At 46.4% G+C, this 19,241-nt stretch carries 19 protein-coding genes and 1 riboswitch; of the genes, 14 read left to right on the forward strand and 5 right to left on the reverse strand.

Going from position 1 to position 19,241, the window contains the following annotated elements; all coding sequences use genetic code 11:
* Positions 1–90 precede the first annotated feature (90 nt).
* The 4 genes from M3629_RS25530 to mmuM all read left to right on the forward strand — a co-directional run bounded on the left by M3629_RS25530 (position 91) and on the right by mmuM (position 5,189).
* Positions 91–1,191, forward strand: a complete 1,101-nt coding sequence (locus M3629_RS25530) for a GerAB/ArcD/ProY family transporter (RefSeq protein WP_251511314.1) — start codon at positions 91–93, stop codon at positions 1,189–1,191.
* A complete protein-coding gene (locus tag M3629_RS25535) occupies positions 1,188–2,390 on the forward strand; it encodes a Ger(x)C family spore germination protein (RefSeq protein WP_251511315.1) in 1,203 nt (400 codons plus the stop codon). The genes M3629_RS25530 and M3629_RS25535 overlap by 4 nt, the downstream gene beginning before the upstream one ends.
* Positions 2,391–2,527: 137 nt before the next feature.
* Positions 2,528–2,629, forward strand: a riboswitch (SAM riboswitch).
* Positions 2,630–2,721: 92 nt separating this feature from the next.
* Positions 2,722–4,116 (forward strand): S-methylmethionine permease, encoded by a 1,395-nt coding sequence (mmuP, locus tag M3629_RS25540; protein ID WP_251511316.1) that lies wholly within the window; start codon positions 2,722–2,724, stop codon positions 4,114–4,116.
* Complete coding sequence (mmuM, locus tag M3629_RS25545) at positions 4,113–5,189, forward strand: homocysteine S-methyltransferase (RefSeq protein WP_251511317.1); 1,077 nt, start codon at positions 4,113–4,115, stop codon at positions 5,187–5,189. The genes mmuP and mmuM overlap by 4 nt, the downstream gene beginning before the upstream one ends.
* 159 nt (positions 5,190–5,348) lie before the next feature.
* Here mmuM and M3629_RS25550 read toward each other — a convergent pair whose 3' ends face one another.
* A complete protein-coding gene (locus M3629_RS25550; protein WP_251511322.1) occupies positions 5,349–6,521 on the reverse strand; it encodes a hypothetical protein in 1,173 nt (390 codons plus the stop codon).
* A 233-nt stretch (positions 6,522–6,754) separates the two neighbouring features.
* Positions 6,755–7,585 carry a helix-turn-helix domain-containing protein gene (locus M3629_RS25555; RefSeq protein WP_251511329.1) on the reverse strand — a complete coding sequence of 277 codons (831 nt, stop codon included), beginning with the start codon at positions 7,583–7,585 and terminating at the stop codon, positions 6,755–6,757.
* A gap of 226 nt (positions 7,586–7,811) precedes the next feature.
* Between M3629_RS25555 and M3629_RS25560 the strand changes: the two genes are divergently transcribed.
* The 3 genes from M3629_RS25560 to M3629_RS25570 all read left to right on the forward strand — a co-directional run bounded on the left by M3629_RS25560 (position 7,812) and on the right by M3629_RS25570 (position 10,549).
* Positions 7,812–8,588, forward strand: a complete 777-nt coding sequence (locus M3629_RS25560; protein WP_145334688.1) for a sugar phosphate isomerase/epimerase family protein — start codon at positions 7,812–7,814, stop codon at positions 8,586–8,588.
* A gap of 71 nt (positions 8,589–8,659) precedes the next feature.
* Complete coding sequence (locus M3629_RS25565) at positions 8,660–9,682, forward strand: Gfo/Idh/MocA family protein (protein ID WP_090924332.1); 1,023 nt, start codon at positions 8,660–8,662, stop codon at positions 9,680–9,682.
* 567 nt (positions 9,683–10,249) lie between these two features.
* The gene (locus M3629_RS25570) at positions 10,250–10,549 is read left to right on the forward strand and encodes a hypothetical protein (protein ID WP_251511330.1); all 300 of its coding nucleotides are present in this window, start codon (positions 10,250–10,252) and stop codon (positions 10,547–10,549) included.
* A gap of 63 nt (positions 10,550–10,612) precedes the next feature.
* Here the strand turns inward: M3629_RS25570 and M3629_RS25575 are convergent, their stop codons facing one another.
* Both M3629_RS25575 and M3629_RS25580 read right to left on the reverse strand, forming a co-directional pair.
* Positions 10,613–11,563 carry an aldo/keto reductase gene (locus M3629_RS25575; RefSeq protein ID WP_251511331.1) on the reverse strand — a complete coding sequence of 317 codons (951 nt, stop codon included), beginning with the start codon at positions 11,561–11,563 and terminating at the stop codon, positions 10,613–10,615.
* 31 nt (positions 11,564–11,594) lie between these two features.
* Positions 11,595–12,599 (reverse strand): Gfo/Idh/MocA family protein, encoded by a 1,005-nt coding sequence (locus M3629_RS25580; protein WP_154891798.1) that lies wholly within the window; start codon positions 12,597–12,599, stop codon positions 11,595–11,597.
* A 118-nt stretch (positions 12,600–12,717) separates the two neighbouring features.
* Here M3629_RS25580 and M3629_RS25585 point away from each other — a divergent pair, with 118 nt between their 5' ends.
* The 3 genes from M3629_RS25585 (at position 12,718) to M3629_RS25595 (ending at position 14,722) form a co-directional block, all read left to right on the forward strand.
* Positions 12,718–13,557, forward strand: a complete 840-nt coding sequence (locus M3629_RS25585; RefSeq protein ID WP_090924328.1) for an AraC family transcriptional regulator — start codon at positions 12,718–12,720, stop codon at positions 13,555–13,557.
* A 132-nt stretch (positions 13,558–13,689) separates the two neighbouring features.
* Entirely contained in the window at positions 13,690–14,097 is a 408-nt protein-coding gene (locus M3629_RS25590) for an RrF2 family transcriptional regulator (RefSeq protein ID WP_090924327.1), read from the forward strand.
* Positions 14,098–14,269: 172 nt separating this feature from the next.
* On the forward strand, positions 14,270–14,722 hold the full coding sequence (locus tag M3629_RS25595; protein WP_251511333.1) for a nuclear transport factor 2 family protein: 453 nt from the start codon (positions 14,270–14,272) through the stop codon (positions 14,720–14,722).
* A 132-nt stretch (positions 14,723–14,854) separates the two neighbouring features.
* On the opposite strand, the gene M3629_RS25600 is transcribed toward M3629_RS25595, so the two are convergent.
* Entirely contained in the window at positions 14,855–16,222 is a 1,368-nt protein-coding gene (locus M3629_RS25600) for an MFS transporter (protein ID WP_251511334.1), read from the reverse strand.
* A 207-nt stretch (positions 16,223–16,429) separates the two neighbouring features.
* Between M3629_RS25600 and M3629_RS25605 the strand changes: the two genes are divergently transcribed.
* The 4 genes from M3629_RS25605 (at position 16,430) to M3629_RS25620 (ending at position 19,178) form a co-directional block, all read left to right on the forward strand.
* Entirely contained in the window at positions 16,430–16,756 is a 327-nt protein-coding gene (locus M3629_RS25605; RefSeq protein ID WP_145334701.1) for an ArsR/SmtB family transcription factor, read from the forward strand.
* A gap of 181 nt (positions 16,757–16,937) precedes the next feature.
* Positions 16,938–17,132, forward strand: a complete 195-nt coding sequence (locus M3629_RS25610; RefSeq protein WP_123065938.1) for a hypothetical protein — start codon at positions 16,938–16,940, stop codon at positions 17,130–17,132.
* 140 nt (positions 17,133–17,272) lie between these two features.
* Positions 17,273–18,187, forward strand: coding sequence for a helix-turn-helix transcriptional regulator (locus tag M3629_RS25615; protein ID WP_251511443.1), 915 nt, complete (start codon positions 17,273–17,275; stop codon positions 18,185–18,187).
* On the forward strand, positions 18,180–19,178 hold the full coding sequence (locus M3629_RS25620) for a BtrH N-terminal domain-containing protein (protein WP_251511345.1): 999 nt from the start codon (positions 18,180–18,182) through the stop codon (positions 19,176–19,178). Before M3629_RS25615 ends, M3629_RS25620 begins: the two co-directional genes overlap by 8 nt.
* The last annotated feature ends 63 nt before the right edge of the window (positions 19,179–19,241 follow it).

A 19,241-nucleotide genomic window follows, 5' to 3' on the forward strand; every position in this document is an offset into this window, starting at 1 on the left:
TGAAGTTCGAAGTGAATTTTTGTGCAAAGCAGTTCTGTACAGTTTAGTTTAGCCCCATACAATCCACAGATGGTCTGGAGGTGTTATGTAATGAATGACTCACAATTCAAAATTAGCACCACGCAAGCTGTGGTCATTATTGTCAATTACATGCTTGGTGCAGGCATATTGACATTGCCTCGGACAACCAGCAAAGCTGTCGGAACACCGGACGTATGGATTTCTATCCTCCTCTCCGGACTGATTATTACGGGTGTGGGAATCATTCTGGTGACCTTATGCCGACGTTTCCCGGAAAAGACCGTTTTCCAATTTACTCGGGAAATTACGGGGCGCTCGATTGCTTACATACTCGGCTTTGCCAACATTCTCTATTTTATGGTAATTGCCGCCTTCGAAATTCGGGTGATGGCTGACGTTACCGGAATGTATCTGCTCGAACGTACCCCTACTTGGGCCATTGTGATGGTGTTTATGTGGATTGGAATCTATCTGATCTCTGGCGGACTTCCAGTCATCGTGCGTGTGTTTGAGATCATTTTGCCGATTACCTTGGTCATATTTGTGATGGAAATTCTGCTTAGTAATCAGTTGTTCGAGATCGGTAATCTGAGACCGGTTCTCGGAGAAGGGATTTTACCTGTAATCAAAGGGTTGAAGCCTTCTTTGTTATCATACACAGGGTATGAAGTAATGCTCGTCATTACAGCCTATATGCAAAATCCCAAAAAAAGCAATAAGGCAATGACTTGGGGTCTGGGCATATCTACGGCGATTTATTTGATCACGGTCGTTATGGTCGTTGGCAGTTTGTCCCTCGATGGAATTAAAACGAGAACTTGGCCAACGCTCGATCTGGTTCGAAGTTTTGAGATTCAGGGATTGATATTTGAGCGCTTCGAATCATTATTGCTGGTCATCTGGATTTTGCAGATTTTCTCTACGTTTGCGATCACCCATTACTGCGCTTCTGTGGGGATTCGTGATCTGTTTAAAGCTAAAAAGATGCGGACCATTATGTACTGCCTTCTACCGTTTATCTATTTGGCAGCCATGATTCCCAAAAATGTATATGAAACATTTGCACTAGGTGACATGTTGGGTAACGTGTCTGTCGTTTTGTTTGCCATTATGCCTCTGATATTGCTGCTACTGAGCATTATTCGTAAAAAAGGAGGTAAACACGCATGATTTCACTCCGGTTGTGGCTGCGTATGATCTTTGCGTTACTGCTTCTTAGCCTCATCTCGGGATGCTGGAGCAGCCGGGAAATTGAAGATTTGAGTCTGTATGTGGGTCTCGGAATCGATGTTGGACAGGAAACAAAATTTGAGAAAGAGATATCAGCCCAAGGAGGGCATTATCCCAAGGAAGAAAATGTAACTGCAACCGTTCAGATTGCTCCCGGAAAATCAAGTAGTCAGCAAAGTGAACAAGGAGGTTCCCCTTCATCGGGTAAGTCCTCCTATTCGAATGAACGACTTACGGGAGATTCGCTACTTCAGATATTTCGCCAGTTTGCCCTGCGCCGAGATCGTCCGCTTATTGGACATCATCTTAAAGTGATCGTCATTTCCAAAGATATTGCCAAAAAGTATGGACTGGATCAATTGCTCGATTTTGTGCTGCGAGATAACGATATTCGTCCCAATTGTCTAGTGTTGATCAGTCATCAAAGTGCGGTGGATGTGCTCACGTCGCGAGATCCTTCTCGGATTCCGGCATTTTATCTTACGGGAATTACGAATAACTCCTACTTAACGAATAAAATATTAGAGCCTGTTTCACTTGCCAAACTGGATGCAGAAATGCAATCTGGCTCTAGCTTTCTGCTTCAAAATGTGTTGAATGCAGATGGTGAGGATAAATTTTCGGGTGGGAGTATCTTCGCAGCTAAAACTACAAAATTTATTGGTGAACTCAGTCAAACTGATTTGGAGGCACTTTCGTGGATTATGCCGAAAGAGCGTGGGGGCGTAATCAAAACATACAGCAAGGAGGGATTCACTGTTTTGTATGAGATCAAAAAGAAAACGACAAAAATCATTCCGAAGGTAGTAAATGGAGATATTTCCTTTCATGTCAAGGCCCAGTCGGAAGGCTGGTTAATGGAGGATTGGCGTGTGCCTGAAAAAGAAGAGAAAGGGACCTATCTGAAAGAACTGGAACAGGATTTTGCCAAAATCGTAGATCAACAGATTGATCAGATGCTCTACAAACTCCAGCATACCTATAAAGCTGACGTTGCCGGTTTTCGGGACAGCATCCGCATCCATTATCCAAAAACGTGGAAGAAGGTAAAAGATAATTGGGATGAAGTATTTGCGACAGTACCTATTACGTATGAGATTAAAACGAGTATTATAAATCCGGGTTCCTCTACAGAGTAGCTCTATACTCCCATTCGCAAAAACTTTATGTGTTAATTTCAGCATAAGAATATGGAAAGCTCTGCTTGGGTCGGTTATCGTGTTTATTTAAATGTTGACACATCAGGCAGCAGTCGATATAGTTATACAAAATCATTTTCTTATCCAGAGAGGTGGAGGGACTGGCCCTTAGAAACCTCAGCAACAGATCTGAAGGATACTGTGCTAATTCCAGCGGGTGAAAGCCTGATAGATAGGAGCGTTTGTTTTTATTTGTCAGTTACGGCGCACTCTTCAGGAAAGAGTGGGTCTTTTTTGTTTGTTCTGGATGAAGAAGCAGGGAGCAGGTTATATGGAGAATAGTAACGATAAAGGCCAATTTCAGCGAAAAATGCAAACGAGGCATGTAGTTATGCTCTCTCTTGGTGGCGTCATCGGAACAGGACTGTTCCTTAGCTCAGGGTATACCATTCAACAAGCCGGACCACTGGGTACGATTCTTTCTTATCTGATTGGCGCTTTGGTGGTGTACCTGGTGATGCTCTGTCTTGGCGAACTGTCTGTTCATATGCCGGAGACAGGTGCATTCCATAGTTATGCAGCCAAATATATTGGACCCGCTACAGGATACACAGTGGCCTGGCTGTACTGGCTTACTTGGACTGTAGCACTTGGATCGGAATTTACAGCCGCAGGATTGCTTATGCAACGCTGGTTTCCGTCTGTGAACGTCTGGATTTGGAGTGCACTGTTTGCTCTGATGATCTTCCTGTTTAATGCGTTCACGGTAAAACTTTTTGCCGAATCCGAATTTTGGTTCTCCTTGGTGAAAGTGATGACGATTGTCATTTTTATCATTCTTGGGGGTGCCGCCATGTTTGGTATCATTCCGATGGCAACTGCTGAACCGGCTCCGTTCTTTTCGAACATTACTGCGTCTGGATGGTTCCCGTATGGAGCGACTGCGATCCTGATGACGATGCTGGCGGTCAATTTTGCCTTTTCGGGTACAGAATTGATTGGTATTGCCGCAGGCGAAACTGAAAATCCGGAAAAAACGATTCCGAAAGCCATCCACACCACGCTGTGGCGTTTGATTATTTTCTTTATTGGCACGATCGTTATTCTGTCGGCATTGCTTCCGATGTCAGATGCGAGCGTGCTGGAGAGTCCGTTCGTTGCTGTCATGGAGCGGGTCGGTGTTCCGTATGCAGCCGACATCATGAACTTTGTCATATTAACGGCGATTCTGTCCGCTGCGAACTCGGGACTGTATGCTTCATCACGGATGCTCTGGTCATTGGCGGATAAAAAGACGATCTCTCCATGGTTTGCGCGCCTGACGAAACGCGGAGTACCTTTCAATGCGCTTGTGCTCAGCATGGCTGGTGGTGCACTGGCTTTATTGTCCAGCATCATTGCACCCGGGACGGTCTATATTACACTTGTATCCATCTCGGGTCTTGCTGTCGTGGCGGTATGGATGAGCATCAGCGTGTCTCAATACATGTTCCGTAGACAGTATCTGCGTGAAGGACATGACGTGAAGGACCTGGTTTACCGAACGCCGCTGTATCCAGTTGTGCCTATCGTTTCATTTGTATTGTGCCTCGCATCCTGCATAGGTATCGCTTTTGACCCAACACAGCGGATTGCTTTATACTGTGGTATTCCATTCATTATTTTGTGTTATATCGTGTATTATTGGACGGATCGTACGAAGAAGAAAAGAGGGCTGACTTCATGACTCAACGTGAGCAAACGAATGATATAAATGTGGTTCAACGTATTCTGGACGAGTATCGAATCATGATTCTGGATGGAGCACTGGCGACGGAACTGGAACAGCATGGCTGTGATCTGGATGACCCGCTCTGGTCTGCACGGGTGTTACTGGAGAACCCGGATGTTATCGTGAACGTGCACGCTGATTATTTCCGTGCAGGGGCAGATTGTGCAATTACCTCCAGTTATCAGGCAACAGTGGAAGGCTTCCGCAAGCGTGGAATTGGAGCAGAGGCCGCCCTGGATCTGATTCGCAAAACAGTAGAGCTGGCGGCGAAGGCCAGAGATGATGTATGGGCAGAAGTGCAGGCAAGTGGGGCAGGCGAAGGCTCAACAGGGCGGCTTGCAGACCTTTCTTCGGGACGAGCCGAGAACGTGGGGGACGAGCAGCGTGAACATTGTGCAGGTGGGCACATTAGTGGCGAGAAGCTACATCGTCCGCGGCCTGTCGTTGCGGGCTCTGTCGGCCCGTACGGTGCCTATCTGGCAGATGGTTCGGAATACGTAGGACATTACGGCGTATCGGATGAGACACTGGCTACATTTCACCGTCCACGCATGGCTGCGCTTATCGAAGCAGGAGCTGACATACTAGCATTCGAGACGATTCCTTCGTTGCAGGAAGCTCGTGTTCTTGTAGAATTGCTTAAGGAGTTTCCAAATACTCAAGCGTGGATTTCGTTTTCATTAAAAGATGGGACAAGCATCAGCGAGGGCACACCGCTTGAGGGATGTGCACAGGCATTTGGCTCTGAACCGCAGATTGCTGCGATCGGTCTGAACTGCGCTCCAATGGAAGTGGTCACGGAAGCCATTGGTATCCTGCGCCAAGCTTGCGATAAACCGATCATCGTGTACCCGAATTCAGGTGAAACCTACGATGCCGAGACCAAAACATGGAGTGGCCAAGGTTCCTGCGGAAGCATGAAGGACGCATCGGAACAATGGGTTGCCGCTGGTGCTCAGATTATTGGTGGATGCTGCCGTACAACACCTTATCAGATTAGCGAGCTTGCGAAGAAGTGGCGGGGTTAGAAGAACTTGATCTTAGGTTCTCCGTAGGGGGAATTAAATTAATAGTAGCTGAAGTTAAAAAGCCTTCACTGATCGATTATGGATCGTGAGGGCTTTTAGTAGTAGAAGTCAACGTGAACATTAAAAGAAGAAGAGCACATCCTAGACTGCTGCTTCTAGTTATTCTGACTTACTAAGCTGCGTTTTCATTAAAGTCTGACCTTCGTCCGTCAATACATACAGATCAGCCATATTATTCAGGAATAGATGATCCTTATCAAAATTAAATTCGCTTCTCTTATAAGTGAACAGAACCTTCAAGTTGCTTGTGTCCATAATAATAAGTTCATCCTGGCCATTCTGTTTAACTGTAAACATAAAGCTTGTACCATCTTGTGCCATGTCAATAGACTTCCAGTATCTATTATAGTTGCTCGGAACAGGAAGGTAATTCTTCTCAGTAATCAATTTTCCTGCCGATGTATATAGCTTGATTCGTTTATTTTTAGCATCCACAAATAAAAAACGATCGTTTAGTGCAACAATGTCTGTTGTATACTCCAGATAAGGAAGTTGTTTTGACCACTTTTTTTTACCGGCAGCGTTATATGCGTTTAGTATTAGTTTATTTTTTTCGATGTTGTATTGTAAAAGAGTGTTATCTGATAGGACCATACTGCTGTAATATTCTTTTCCGTTAGAAATCATGCTTAATTTTTTACCTGTAGATAGGCTATGTATATACGAATCGGGATGATCGCTATATTTTTTGCTAATGATAATATCTCCAGCAATTTGTTCAATCATGTGTGAGAGCGTGAATTTTTTGCTTCTCTGTCCTTTGGAATCGTAATGATAAAGCGTGCTTTTCGAATCACTCGAGTTCACAACGATATACAAACTCCCATTTTCTCTTGGAAAGGCATTCTCCCTCCAGGAGTAATACGAGAATTTTTTTGATGGTTCTGGCAAAGAAGCTGTCCAGATGACTTGCCCCGAGTATACATGCTTGGCAATCACTTGATTATTATGAAAAATAAACAGGTATCCATCCTTAGAAAGCACAAAATAGTCGTCGCCTGGCATGGACCAGCGGAGTTCCCCTGTCTTGGCATCTATACTGTCAATATAAGCATGTTGATCATCCACTTTAGTTACAATCAAACTCTGGTTACCCATTTCATCTGTGACACTCTCTATTGAATGTGAACTTGTGCGGCTCTTTCCGCCGTTGGTAATATCATATTCCCATTGAGGTTGTAGAAGAGTTTGAGCGAGAGTAGGCTCGGACGGGATAACAAGGAAGAAGCACAGGCTGGCTATGAGCCAAAAGTTGATTCGCTTAAAATTCATGAATGGTAGACTCCTTATGTAATTTTCTTTTCAATTTTGTTGTAAAAATAAATTAACTCCTTTTCTATATTATGGAACAAGTTTATCATATCTGAATTGCTAGGTATATAGGACTATTCCTCTCTCCTGCATATCAAAAAATGTAGAAAAAAGTCATAACTTTATGTGTTTATAGATAAAAACCGAAGCTACACATAAGGTGTAGCCTCGGTTGAGAAGTACAACTATTTAACCTACACATGCTCCAGATCATCTATCGGTTCATGTTGCTTTGATTTTTGGTACTCTGCTGGAGACACGCCAAAATGCGCCCGAAATACCCGGTGAAAATAGGAGTAGCTCGCAAAACCGCAGGACTCGGCAATATGTTCTAATGTCATCTCGCTGTATTTCATACGCTCCAGTGCCGCATTCAGTCGGATTTCGATGGCATATTGGATCATGGTCTGATTGTAGTGTTCCTTGAATAAACGCACGGCCCGCGATAGACTTAGTCCGGCGTAACGGGCGGCTTCCTCCAATTTGAAGGTAACCGTGGCATGTTCTTCGATAAAACGCTTCAGCTTAAGTGCAGAAGAAACGGCCCGGTCGGTCTGGATATTTTCCGTGATCGCCCGATCAATGTACAGGCATAATCCACGTAGCAGAGCGTCCTTTAGCTCCGTATTTTCCTCCAGCGGGCCGCGACGTTTCTCCAGTAGCATGTTGCGCCACAGGCTGATCAATTTGTCATCCAGACCAATACGGCTTACGGTTGGACGTTGCTGGCGTTTCCACCACTGTTCAATCCAGTCGCCTTCACAGAAGAGATAGTAGTCCCCACTCGACAAACGCCCTTCCTTGTGTGGTTCATCTACGACGAGGCGATAATCGTCCCCTGGTTTTAATAAAAGCAAATCACCGCTGGTCATACGGAATTCCTCTTCCTGTACATATACTTTGCACGAGCCTTCCGTCTGCAAGCGGAACAGATAGGTGGCTAGCTCGCCTTTCATATTATGGGTGAATGCCTTGTAGTGGTAGGAGTAATCACAGATCAGTACGGATGTGTCTAATGTGTCCACAGATGTACGCCCCCCAATCATTCGATCCTGTTATATCATCGATTCATCATCCTGTCCGAGTGCAGTTAAACGGCTGAAATGATGGGACAATCCAGGATGGAAATAAAATATGATCAGATAGTTCATGTTCTGACTATATTGTATATGTTCATTTTAGCCTGTTTTGCGTTAGGATGATACCAGATAGAGCAATGTAAGCAAATTTGAGAGCAGAGGAGTATCTGTCATGAAAAAATTGAACATTGGTTTGCAACTTTTTACACTTCGTGATGAAACTGCAGCAGATTTTCGTGGTACACTGCGCAAAGTGGCCGCCCTTGGATACGAAGGGGTTGAATTTGCCGGATATGGCGACATTCCAGCAGAGGAAATGAAAGCGCTACTAGATGAGCTGGGTCTAAAAGGTTTTAGCAGCCACGTGTCCCTTCATGCGATGCGCGAAGACCTGCAAAAACAAATCGATTACCTGAAAACAATTGGTGCACAATATATGATCTGCCCTTATCTGATGCCGGAAGATCGCCCGGACAATGCAGAAGGCTGGACAAAGCTGTTTGAAGAATTGCAACAGTACGGAGCCGAAGCAGCGAAACAAGGTTTGATCTTTGGTTACCACAACCATGACTTCGAATTCCATGGTCAAGTTGGGGATGCAAATGCTTTTGATGCGATGTTCGCTCAAACGACTCCAGAAGCGGTACAAGTGGAAATGGACGTATGTTGGGTACAGTTTGCCGGACAAAATCCAATCGAGTATATTAATAAATATGCGGGCCGTTTGCCGCTGCTTCACTTGAAAGATTTCAGCAAAGACGAGCAGGGTCAGATGAAAACACTGGAGCTGGGACAAGGTGAAGTGGATCTGCCGGCTGTAATTGAAAGCGCAACAAATGCAGGGGTAGAGTGGCTGATCGTGGAACAGGACGTATGTCAGAACCCTCCGCTTGAGAGCGTTGAGAACAGCCACAACTGGCTGAAACAAAACTATCTGAACCAGTTTTAAGAGTTAAACGACTCAACGTAACATCTGACCGTGCAAAACATGAATCTAATTGTCAAAGGAGAATTTTGTACATGAGTAAAATTAAAGTTGCTGTATTCGGCTGTGGAGCCATCGCTCAGCGCAGACATATTCCAGAGTACGCTGCCAATGAGAACGTAGAACTTGTCGCATTTGCTGATCCGGTAGTGGAGCGTGCGCAGGAAATGGCTGAAATGTACGGCGGTAAAGCATATTCCAGTTATGAGGAATTGCTTGCAAACGAAACAACAGTGGAAGCGGTGAGCGTATGCACACCGAACTATCTGCATGCCCCAATGACGATTGCCGCTGCTAATGCGGGCAAGCATGTGCTGGTTGAGAAACCGATGGCGGTTTCCACTGAAGAAGGCGAGCAAATGATTGAGGCGGCTAAGAAGAACGGCGTATATCTGATGGTGGGTCACAACCAACGTCTGATGCCTCCTCACGTGAAAGCAAAAGAAATTCTGGATTCCGGCCGATTGGGCAAAGTGCTGACCTTCCGTACTGCTTTTGGTCACCCGGGTCCGGAAGGCTGGAGTTTAGATGGAGCAGGTAGCTGGTTTTTCCGCAAAGAAGAAGCGATTATGGGTGCGATGGGTGACCTTGGCGTACACAAATCCGACTTTATCCGTTATTTGCTGAACGACGAAGTATCCGAAGTGGCTGGTTTCATCAGCACGCTGCACAAAGAAGGCACGGATGTGGATGACAATGCGACATGTTTGCTACGCATGAAAAGCGGCGCAATCGGCACCCTCGTAGCCAGCTGGACACAATACAGAGGCGGAGACAACAGCACCGTGCTGTGGTGTGAGAATGGCGTAATGAAGATCGGTACAGTAGAAGGTGACGAGGTTATCGTTGAGTTGACCAACGGTACGGTTGAAACGTATAAAGTTGGCGCGATGGCTACCAATGAAAAACAAGTACCAAGCGGCGTGATCGATGCATTCGTAGAATCCATCGTGACCAAGACGCCTCCATCCATCTCGGGTGAAGAGGGCTTGCGTTCCCTGCAAGTCATTCTGGCTGCGTTTGAATCCGAGAAAACAGGTCAGATCGTTAAGCTGTAACAGACTTAATAGGTCGTAACAGGCTGTAATAGACTGTAATGGACTATATTTAGAATAGAAATTGCTATTGGTTTGCAATCATTAAATTTAGAGGACATTCCCCAGCGCGGTGTGCTGGGGGATGTCCTTTTTATGTGAGTCATCAGTTGACATGCGACGGTTAAACACATTACATGCTCATATAGGATGCAGGCAGAATATAAATTTAATCGAAGGCACATTCTCCAGTAAACTATACCTGGGAATGATTTTTTGCGAGTAATCTAGGGAGAAATCGTATGTGCAAACATCAGGACTCCGCTAACGATCTCAGATGAGCTTATTTGCATGATTTTGGCAGGCTGAAAAATGTAACGATCACCAGCGACGCTATTTCTCTAAAAATGCCTCTAAAAGGGCAGAATTGAGGGTGCTATGAGAAAATAGCGTTTCCTGTGATCGTTAGATTTGAGAATAGGCTAAAATCGGCAGAATAGCCTCATCTGAGATCGTTAGAAGTTCAGCGCATGTCTTTTGGCTGTAATCCTCGGCTCAAAGTGCTATAAATGAGGGGTTTACTGTGCAGCAGTGAGTATGTATACTTTGCAACGTGTGCGTGTGCGTGTGCGTGTGCGTGTGCGTGTGCGTGTGCGTGTGCGTGTGCGTGTGCGTGTGCGTGTGCGTGTGCGTGTGCGTGTGCGTGTGCGTGTGCGTGTGCGTGTGCGTGTGCGTGTGCGTGGTGTAATGCCAAAAACAGCAGGCCCAGCTATTGTTCAACTGCGAAGAGCATTTTGTTTAACCGGCGTCTCTCTATTAGTTCAGTTGCACAGCAATCAAAAAACGGGACAAGGCGGAAAATCCGTTACCTTGATCCCGTTTTTAGCTTGATTTGTGGTTTATTTTAAGATTTATTCTTTGCGTTTAGCAAGTTTAGAATTTCAGACATTATCTTCAGATGCCGACTGGCTTAACCTCACTATCCAGATCGATCCAGGCGATCTCTTCCGAAGTTAGCGTGATGCGGGAGCCTTCGTCACAGGAGAGCAACTCTGCCTGATTTTGTGCCCCAATCAATGCGCAGGTCGGGAAGGACTGATTCAATACATAGGCTAACGCAATCTGAATCGCCGTTGTATTCTTGGATGCAGCCAATTCCCCGGCACGATGCAGTCGTTCCCAGTTGCCATCACTGTAGAATACACGCACCAAGTCTGCATTGTCGCGTACCTCTGGTGTGAATCGACCAGTGAAGAAACCACGAGCCTGGGAAGACCAGGACAGGAGCGGCAGTTTTGTTTGCTCATGCCATGCGAGCGTTTCGGCATCTGCCGATACACAGCCTGCCCAGAATGGCTCGTTCGCTTTGGCGAGACTGAGGTTCGGGCTGCTGAACGTGAATCCTTTGAGACCATGGGAGGCGGCATAAGCGTTAGCTTCTTCTAACCGCTGCCAGGTCCAGTTGGAGGCGCCGATGGCGCCGATTTTGCCAGACTCGATGTGTTCGTTCAGTGCCTCCAGAATGGCAGCCACAGGCATGTTAGGATCATCCCGATGCAGTGCGTACAGATCGACATGCTCCGTCTGTAAACGCTCAAGGCTTTCAGTTAGGTCTTTGCGAATGGCATCCGCATTCACGCGAGGGCCGTTCTGGTCATGGTGTGCCCCTTTGGTGAGAATCACTATCTGGTCGCGATTGCCGCGTTCCTTCATATAACGTCCCAGTACCTCTTCGCTCTGTCCGCCGCAATAGATGTGCGCTGTATCTACCGTGTTGCCGCCGATTGCCAGAAACGCATCCAGGTTGGTTGCAGCTTTCTCATACGTATCATGAAAGAAATAGTCTGTTCCTTTGATTAGCCTTGAGACTTTTTTGCCAGCACCGGCGATTTCAATATATTCCATAGATAAACCGTCCTCTCTTATATAAAGTTCCTCACAACGTAATTCGTGTACGTTCTTCCGCCGAGCGAAGGCAAGCTTCAAGCACTTTCATATTGGCTGCCGCATCGGAAGGGGCGAAACGAAGTTCCTTGCCCTGAAGTACAGCGCGAGCCATATCGTCCCCTTGTAGCGCATAATGATTGACTTGCTGCACCTCCACTTCACGGCGTTCACCGCCTGCCGTAACAAAGAAGTTGGAGCTACTGTCTGTACGAGCAATATAAGCCGAAGGGACTTCAATAATACCCTCAGAGCCAAGTACCTCCAGCGTATTACGGAAGGCTGCCCACATACTGCTGTCAAACGTAACGCCAACATGGTTATCGAATTCAAGCAGTCCGGAAGCCATCATATCGACCTGATCATGCTCTGGTGAGAACATACCGATAACAGTCACTGCCTTCGGCTCCTGTCCCAGCAGGAGGCGAGCCGCACTAATGGAATAACAGCCGATATCATACAGCGCGCCGCCACCCCATTCTTTGCGGAAACGCACATTGCCGGACGAACCCGAATTGTTAAACGAAAACGTACTGTGGATGCCACGAATTTCACCAATCTCGCCGCTGGCAATAATCTCCCGAATCTGGTCATAACGCGGATGATGGCGGTACATAAACGCTTCAGCCAGATGCACGCCTGCATCTGCACAAGCTTCAACCATCTCTAGTGCTTCTTTTTCCGTGAGAGCGAGTGGTTTTTCGCATAAAATATGTTTGCCAGCTTGTGCTGCGCGAATCGTCCATTCCCGGTGCAGATGATTCGGAAGTGGAATGTAGACGGCATCGATTGAATCATCTTCCAAAATGGCTTCATAGCTTCCGTAAGCCTTTTCAATTCCAAGTTTATCAGCAGTTTGCTGTGCTTTATCGAGATCACGGCTGGCAATAGCGGTAACCTCGTTCAACTCCGATTGCTGCAAGCCAGGAATGACGGAACCTATTGCAATGTTGGCGCTGCCGAGAATGCCCCAGCGTAACTTTTGAACAGAATTCATAACTTGTTTCCTCCTGTATTTGAATGTATATTGTGATTATAAAGAATAGATGAATGAATTAAAATGATAATATATTGAATTGAATTAACACAATATTGCTTAATGGGGTGAACCAACCATGATGAGACAAACCGTATTGCTGACCCTGCAGGATATCCCCTATTTCTGTTACCCGGAGTCCGTTGGACATTATACGGATCATACCCAGCACGCTGTATTACGTGAGGCAGGGGTGCTTAATAATTTCAACATTCACTATGTTGCGGCAGGTAAAGGATATGTGGAGGCCGATGGGATAGTGCACGAGCTTCGGGCAGGTCAAGCGGTGCTCTATTTTCCGCATCAACGGCAACATTACTATAGTAGCGAAGATGAGCCGTGGGACGTACGCTGGGTCCATTTTTACGGGGAACGGTTGCATGATTATATGCTGGAACGGGGATTGCACCGCAACCTTTTATGGACGCTGAGACAGCGTACTTCCTGGGAGGACGCTCATCTGGCGTTGCTTGAAGAGGTGGAACAGAACCGGATGCTTCGTCCAGCCCAGTTGTCCACGTTGACCTATGCTCTGCTGGCGGAATTTGTACAGCATGCGGTACCCCTCAAGAACACACGTACCACGAGCAAAACGGAGAGCCGAGTGCTGTCGTTATTGCCGCAGATGCAGCAGGAGGCTTGTGAGCCTTTTCTGTTACAAGACTGGGCAGATCGCGCAGGAGTGAGTACGTATTATTTTTGCAAAATGTTCAAGAATGCCGTAGAGATGACGCCAATGGAGTTTATCACACGTTCACGGCTACAGATGGCCAAGCAGTGGCTACTTGAACGCCCGTCGGCCAACATTGGGCAGATTGCCGAGGAAGCGGGATATCCTAATGCGAGTTATTTTAACCGTCAGTTTATGGCGCATGAGGGCATGACACCTACTGATTACCGTGGGCTTTACCATAAATAAAAAAGAAAAATGGATGAATCAAACCTTCAGCAAAGCCATCTACCTTGGGACTCTCATGTGGATTCGTTTGACAGGGCCTTCAATCAGGTCTATTATGGATAAATTAAATCCGTATATATGAGGTGTCCTCTCATGAAATATTCCAAAGCGACCAACTATGCGCTCCATACAATGTTATATCTGGTTAGCACTGCGCCTGAGCAACTGATTAGCGTGCATCAACTGGCTGAATTTCAGAAAGTCTCCCCAACGTACCTGTCCAAAATACTAACCAAACTGGTCAAAGCGGGCATGATCGAATCCACATCCGGTGCCAATGGCGGTTATCGACTTAGTCGCAAGAACCCTGATCCTTCTTTTCTGGAAATCATTCATGCCATCGAAGGCAAGGCTTCCTTGTTTGAATGCTCACAGAATCATAATGCAGCATGTTTGATCCAGCAGGTGATGGTTCAGGCCGAAGAAGAGATGGAAAGTTTCCTCCAACATAAAAAAATGTCTGAACTCGCATCCCAGATGAGGGAAGCTCATTCGCTGTAGTATTTACCGCTCTAGTGTGCCTCAAGTATGTTTCTATTCCAGTAAGATTGGGTAATGCTTTTAGATTTCTTACTTGGTGCGGCGTTGTGCCTGACAGAAGGGCAATGCTACAATAAGGAAGATACTATCTATACATACTTAATCACATCTTACACCTCTGGAGGGAAAACACATGAGCCAAACGACGACGATGACGGAACTGGAGCAACTGCTTGCACTCGAAAATATTAGAAATACCAAGGCGCGTTATTGCCGCTATATTGATACAAAAGCATGGGATGAACTCGGTGACGTATTTGCACCGGATGCCGTTGCCGATTTCAGTACGGAAGGTAATCCGATTCCGGTTTTGACTGGACGTGACACGATTGTACAGGTATTCCGTGACCTTGTAGACCCGGCGGTGACTGTGCATCACGTACATAGTGCGGAGGTGGAGTTTGTATCTGCGACTGAAGCGAAGGTTATTTCTCCGATGGAGGACTGGGTAACGTTCCCGGAAGGTAACGAGAACAAATCTTTCCACGGATTTGGGCATTATCACGAAACATTTGTCAAGATCGATGGACATTGGCGTATCCAGCATACCAGCTTGAAACGTCTGCGCCTGGATCTGTTTGAATAAGGAAATTTAAATATAGTGAGATCGGAAAAGAACCTGAACAATTTCAGGTAAAACAAAGGAAGAAGCCGTTAATTTTATTGGCTTCTTCCTTTGTTTTATTTGAAGTATTTTTAAATTAGTTAGAGGTTAATATTACGCCACCTTATCTTTCCGTGGTTGCATCCTCAGATAGATTTGCGAAAAGATAACCGATGCGAGGCCAACCGCAGTCATGCCCCAGAAAATAAAGCTATACGCCGAAGATAGCTGCATGTTCTGCATCGCGGTCAAAGCGACTCCGGTTACAGCTACGCTGAATGCACCGCTGAAAAATTGACTTAGCTGGAACAGTCCCATGCCTGCGCCCACTTGATCCATGGACAGATTGCCTGATAATTCGTTGGATACGCTAGTCGTCAATGATGAGAAACCGACGCTGAGTAGCATATATACAACCATGATGGCGTAGATGCTTTGGTCTGCAAACAGAGCGAACAGTCCGGCAGCGGCCAGGAGCAGCCAAGGAGCAAACTTCAATAACAACGTATTGCCATGACGATCAATCATACGCCCGATGCGGTTTGACAGCAGCATGGACACAAGCGCACCCGGGAAGATGACAAGTCCCGATTGTGCCGGTGTCAGTCCATAGAGATGTGCAAGAACCTGCGGCAGCAGGAACAAGGTAGCGAAGTTATTAATGTAAGATACGATTCCCAGCGAGCTGAGGATCATATATTTCTTGTCTTTGAACAATGCCGGTTGCACAAACGGATCAGCTGCACGGCGAATGCGGAACCAGAACAGCAACAGTGCGCTTACCCCGATGATGAGTGTAATGATCTGGCGAGAAGTCAGAAATAACAGAATCCCGGTTGTACCGATGGCAAGCAAAACCGCGCCTAGCATGTCGAAGGAACCCTTTTGCGGCGTCTCTCGCGGTAACAGTTTATAAAAAACAGGGATTAAAAACAGTGCTAAACCGGTAACGATAAACAGATCATGCCATCCCAAAAACTGTGTAATGCTTCCGCCAAGCACCGGGCCAAGTCCCAAACCCAGCGAACTGGCGGACATGATGACGGCCATGGATTTACCCCGGCGTTCATTCGGAATGTAGCGGGTAATCAGCACAATCGCAAGTCCCGGAACGGAAGCTGCACCTGCGGCTTGAACCAGACGCGCAATGAGCAGAATAATGAAGTGGTCACTGAAGAAACCCAAGACAGATGCGGTTCCAAGCAGTGTAAGCCCGGTGGTAAACAGGGTGCGTATCGGCACAAAATCGGACAAACGTGAGAATGTAATCGAGGAAATCGCAAATACGATGGAATAACCCGTAACAATCCAGGAAGAAGCAACAGAGGTCAGCTTGAATTCAGCCGCAATTTTAGGCAGAGCCAGATTAAACATCATCGTGTTCATCACGACGAGTACAACGGTGAAACCAAGTAATGCCACAATTAATCCTTCTTGTATGCTAGTCCGTTCCATCGGAGTTGCCGTAGCCGTGTTGTTCATAAAAACCTCCTATCGTGATGTGTATTTCGCAACATTTCAGAAACGGTGTGTAACATTTGCAAAATGGTGTATAATGTCAGCCCCTGTGTTCCACAACAAGGGATGCATGCGAAATGATATAAGTTCGATTGGTATCGAACATTAGAAATATATCATGGATGTATGTTAGAATACAATGCATAGTCTTAAAAAAAAGGAGACTGCCTTATGAAAATTTTACATCATCCACAAGTGGCGGATATTGAGCTTTCTTCAGTGCTTTATGCGCTCAGCGACCCGACACGGCTGGGCATTGTGGCTGAATCCGCCAGAAGCGGGGAGCAACCATGCAGTCATTTTCATGCTCGTGTTGTGAAATCAACGATGTCGCACCATATTCGTACTTTACGGGAGGCGGGTGTCATTCGCGTCCGAGTACAGGGTACACAGCATTTTATTACACTACGGTCGGAGGATCTGGAAGAGAGATTTCCAGGGTTGTTACAGCCTCTTCTCCAAGCTGCAGCACTGACAAGCACAGAATCGGCTGAATGAATGTCCTTTCTTCTATATGAAGAAGGGGCATTTTTTATTTTTGGGATAGATGCCCATGAAAGACTCCATATTGAACTCGATAAAAGATTGCTCCTGATGCGACATTCTGTGTCGTCCCAATGCCTCTATAATGATGGTGAACAAAAACACATAAACCCTATTGAAAAGAGGTTCACAATCATTGGCTAAAACAAAAAGAGGTCGCGTTCTGTGGAGTCTTCCGTCCAGAGGTCGGGGAACATGTCCAATATGCAAGAGTACACGAATCAAATTGTTGTATACGCAAACGAAAACAGATGGCACGAGTCTGAAAGTTTGCAAAAAATGCTCCAAAGCCGTGCAGTCCAGAGTAGATCTGGCAGAAGCAAATGTATAGCGTTGAAAGCTAACATACGTGTACGTAAATGTTATACGGATAACCTGTCATGGCCTGTTCTTCGGAACAGGCTATGCCCTTTTGTTATAATACAGGAATAAACGTTGGAATGATTCAGGGGGTGAAATCGCTTGAGTAGTATGCATCGGATTCATTGGTTCGATGAACAGATTCGAAGCGGGCGTTTTCCGAACAGCGGTGGCCTGGCCCAACAATTCGAGATATCTCGGCGTCAGGCGCAGCGTGATATTGAATATATGGTAAATACCCTCAGAGCCCCATTGGTGTATGTAGCCAAGTATCGAGGGTATTGTTACGAGGATCAGACCTTTCGTTTGCCGCATTTATATATGACGGATGAGGAACAAGGCGTTCTCAAATATCTGGCTCACCGATATCGGCATTATGACTATGAGCATTCGGATACGGTGAAACGGGTGGCACACTTATTGGAACGTTTTACGATGGAGGAGCATCTGCCCAAAGAGCAGTATCCGGTGTTTGCGGCATCGCCCAGGCACCTTCAATGGTTTAAATTGTTGTCCCATGCGATAGAGGATGCACGAAAAGTGCATATCTATTACAAGAATCATGAGGGGGAGCACCAGATCACCTTCTGTCCAGTGAAGCTGACTGCCCAGTTTAATGCAGACTATGTAGTCGGTTATGAGACAGACCCGCTACAACAGACACCGATTCGCCTGGAAAGCATCGTGCAGCTGACGCTCTTGAACGAACGATTTAAATGTAGCCAGGATACATGGATCAGTAGCTATGAAGATACATTGCCTGTGCGAAAACCGTTTGTGGCTGAGATTCGTTTCCGTGAAATGCAGCAATCGGAGCTTTGGCAAGGTTACCGGATTCGGGAGCAAAAGGGTGAGGTCTGCTTGATTGAATTTTACGATGCGGACGTATTCTTGCAACATCTGTACGCCGCGGAGTGGGAGGAACTACTCTCCCCAGGATGGCTCAGACGCAAGCTGATGAAACGGGTAGAAGAAATGACAGAGCGGCTCAGCAGGGGACAGAAAGGGAGAGAACAGGATGGCTGAGAACATGCTGGAGCATCTGGTGATGAAGCGGGAGTCAAAGTCATTTGTGGATAGCCTACATGCGATTTTGCGGCATACAGGTCAATTCCGGGGTGAGAAGTATATGCTTGCAGGGTACACCGGCATGGCCTTTAAATTGTCCGTCCATAAGAGATTACTGCCGATGTCGGTAACGGCATACGGACAGTGGGGAGTGTCTCATCAAGGCGGTATCGACAATCTTGGCCTATTTACCATATATGACGGGGGACGCAGTCGCCATCCGACATTTGCTTATTATCAACAAGATGCTGTGAATTGGGTCAGACGGAGTCTGGATGAAGGCAAAGGTGTCATCTACTGGATGCCCGAGTTTGGTGTCATTTATGGATATGATGATGCAGATCGGGTCTTTTATGTGCAGGATGGCTGGAGCAAAGAGCCGCATATTTTGCTGTATGATAATTTCGGATTGAATTTCACCGGTTTCTGGTACTGTCAGATCTTTGGTGATCAGGTGCAACGTACAGAGCAGGAGAGAGTTCTGGAATCTTTACGCCTGGCCATGGAGGATTGGGATATTCCGTACCGTTTGTTACCTGATCAAAATATAGCTTCTGGACGGCTTGCATATGATGTTTGGATAGAAGGACTTCGCTCTGGAGATTACGATGGTGCAGGAGCAGCTTACCTTCTGGATTCGTACTGCCAATCGCGTACCGAGATTCGAATGTATTTGCATGATGTTCGCGGCTTATGGACTGAACTGGAGCAGTCCTGGATGTGTTATAACCAGATTGCTGAACTGATCCAGCAGATGAGAGCACTTCTGGTACGGGAAGAACATGGGCTTGCGCTGCGGGAGGATGCCAATGAGCAACTTGCGCAGTGGCTTGCACAGGCGAAGTTACTCGAAGAACAGGCGGTAGATTCTTTTCGTAACATATCAGCGCAGTATGCGGACCGTAAACGATCTACGGTACCCCGCTGGGGCACACACTCCGCACGGTAGAATTGGGATGGGGATGTACGATGAAGAAAATGAAGAAAAGAAAGGCAGAATGGATGCGGGAAT

It is taken from the genome of Paenibacillus polysaccharolyticus (genome assembly GCF_023714295.1).
Classification (GTDB): Bacteria; Bacillota; Bacilli; order Paenibacillales; family Paenibacillaceae; genus Paenibacillus; species Paenibacillus polysaccharolyticus_A.

Bases quoted from the DNA above. Each gene is read 5' to 3' on its own strand.
- M3629_RS25565 (WP_090924332.1), top strand. From the start codon at position 8,660: ATGAGTAAAATTAAAGTTGCTGTATTCGGCTGTGGAGCCATCGCTCAG.
- M3629_RS25620 (WP_251511345.1), top strand. From the start codon at position 18,180: ATGGCTGAGAACATGCTGGAGCATCTGGTGATGAAGCGGGAGTCAAAG.
- M3629_RS25580 (WP_154891798.1), bottom strand. From the start codon at position 12,599: ATGAATTCTGTTCAAAAGTTACGCTGGGGCATTCTCGGCAGCGCCAAC.
- mmuP (WP_251511316.1), top strand. From the start codon at position 2,722: ATGGAGAATAGTAACGATAAAGGCCAATTTCAGCGAAAAATGCAAACG.
- mmuM (WP_251511317.1), top strand. From the start codon at position 4,113: ATGACTCAACGTGAGCAAACGAATGATATAAATGTGGTTCAACGTATT.
- M3629_RS25595 (WP_251511333.1), top strand. From the start codon at position 14,270: ATGAGCCAAACGACGACGATGACGGAACTGGAGCAACTGCTTGCACTC.
- M3629_RS25590 (WP_090924327.1), top strand. From the start codon at position 13,690: ATGAAATATTCCAAAGCGACCAACTATGCGCTCCATACAATGTTATAT.
- M3629_RS25585 (WP_090924328.1), top strand. From the start codon at position 12,718: ATGATGAGACAAACCGTATTGCTGACCCTGCAGGATATCCCCTATTTC.
- M3629_RS25600 (WP_251511334.1), bottom strand. From the start codon at position 16,222: ATGAACAACACGGCTACGGCAACTCCGATGGAACGGACTAGCATACAA.
- M3629_RS25615 (WP_251511443.1), top strand. From the start codon at position 17,273: ATGCATCGGATTCATTGGTTCGATGAACAGATTCGAAGCGGGCGTTTT.
- M3629_RS25605 (WP_145334701.1), top strand. From the start codon at position 16,430: ATGAAAATTTTACATCATCCACAAGTGGCGGATATTGAGCTTTCTTCA.
- M3629_RS25530 (WP_251511314.1), top strand. From the start codon at position 91: ATGAATGACTCACAATTCAAAATTAGCACCACGCAAGCTGTGGTCATT.
- M3629_RS25575 (WP_251511331.1), bottom strand. From the start codon at position 11,563: ATGGAATATATTGAAATCGCCGGTGCTGGCAAAAAAGTCTCAAGGCTA.
- M3629_RS25560 (WP_145334688.1), top strand. From the start codon at position 7,812: ATGAAAAAATTGAACATTGGTTTGCAACTTTTTACACTTCGTGATGAA.
- M3629_RS25535 (WP_251511315.1), top strand. From the start codon at position 1,188: ATGATTTCACTCCGGTTGTGGCTGCGTATGATCTTTGCGTTACTGCTT.
- M3629_RS25550 (WP_251511322.1), bottom strand. From the start codon at position 6,521: ATGAATTTTAAGCGAATCAACTTTTGGCTCATAGCCAGCCTGTGCTTC.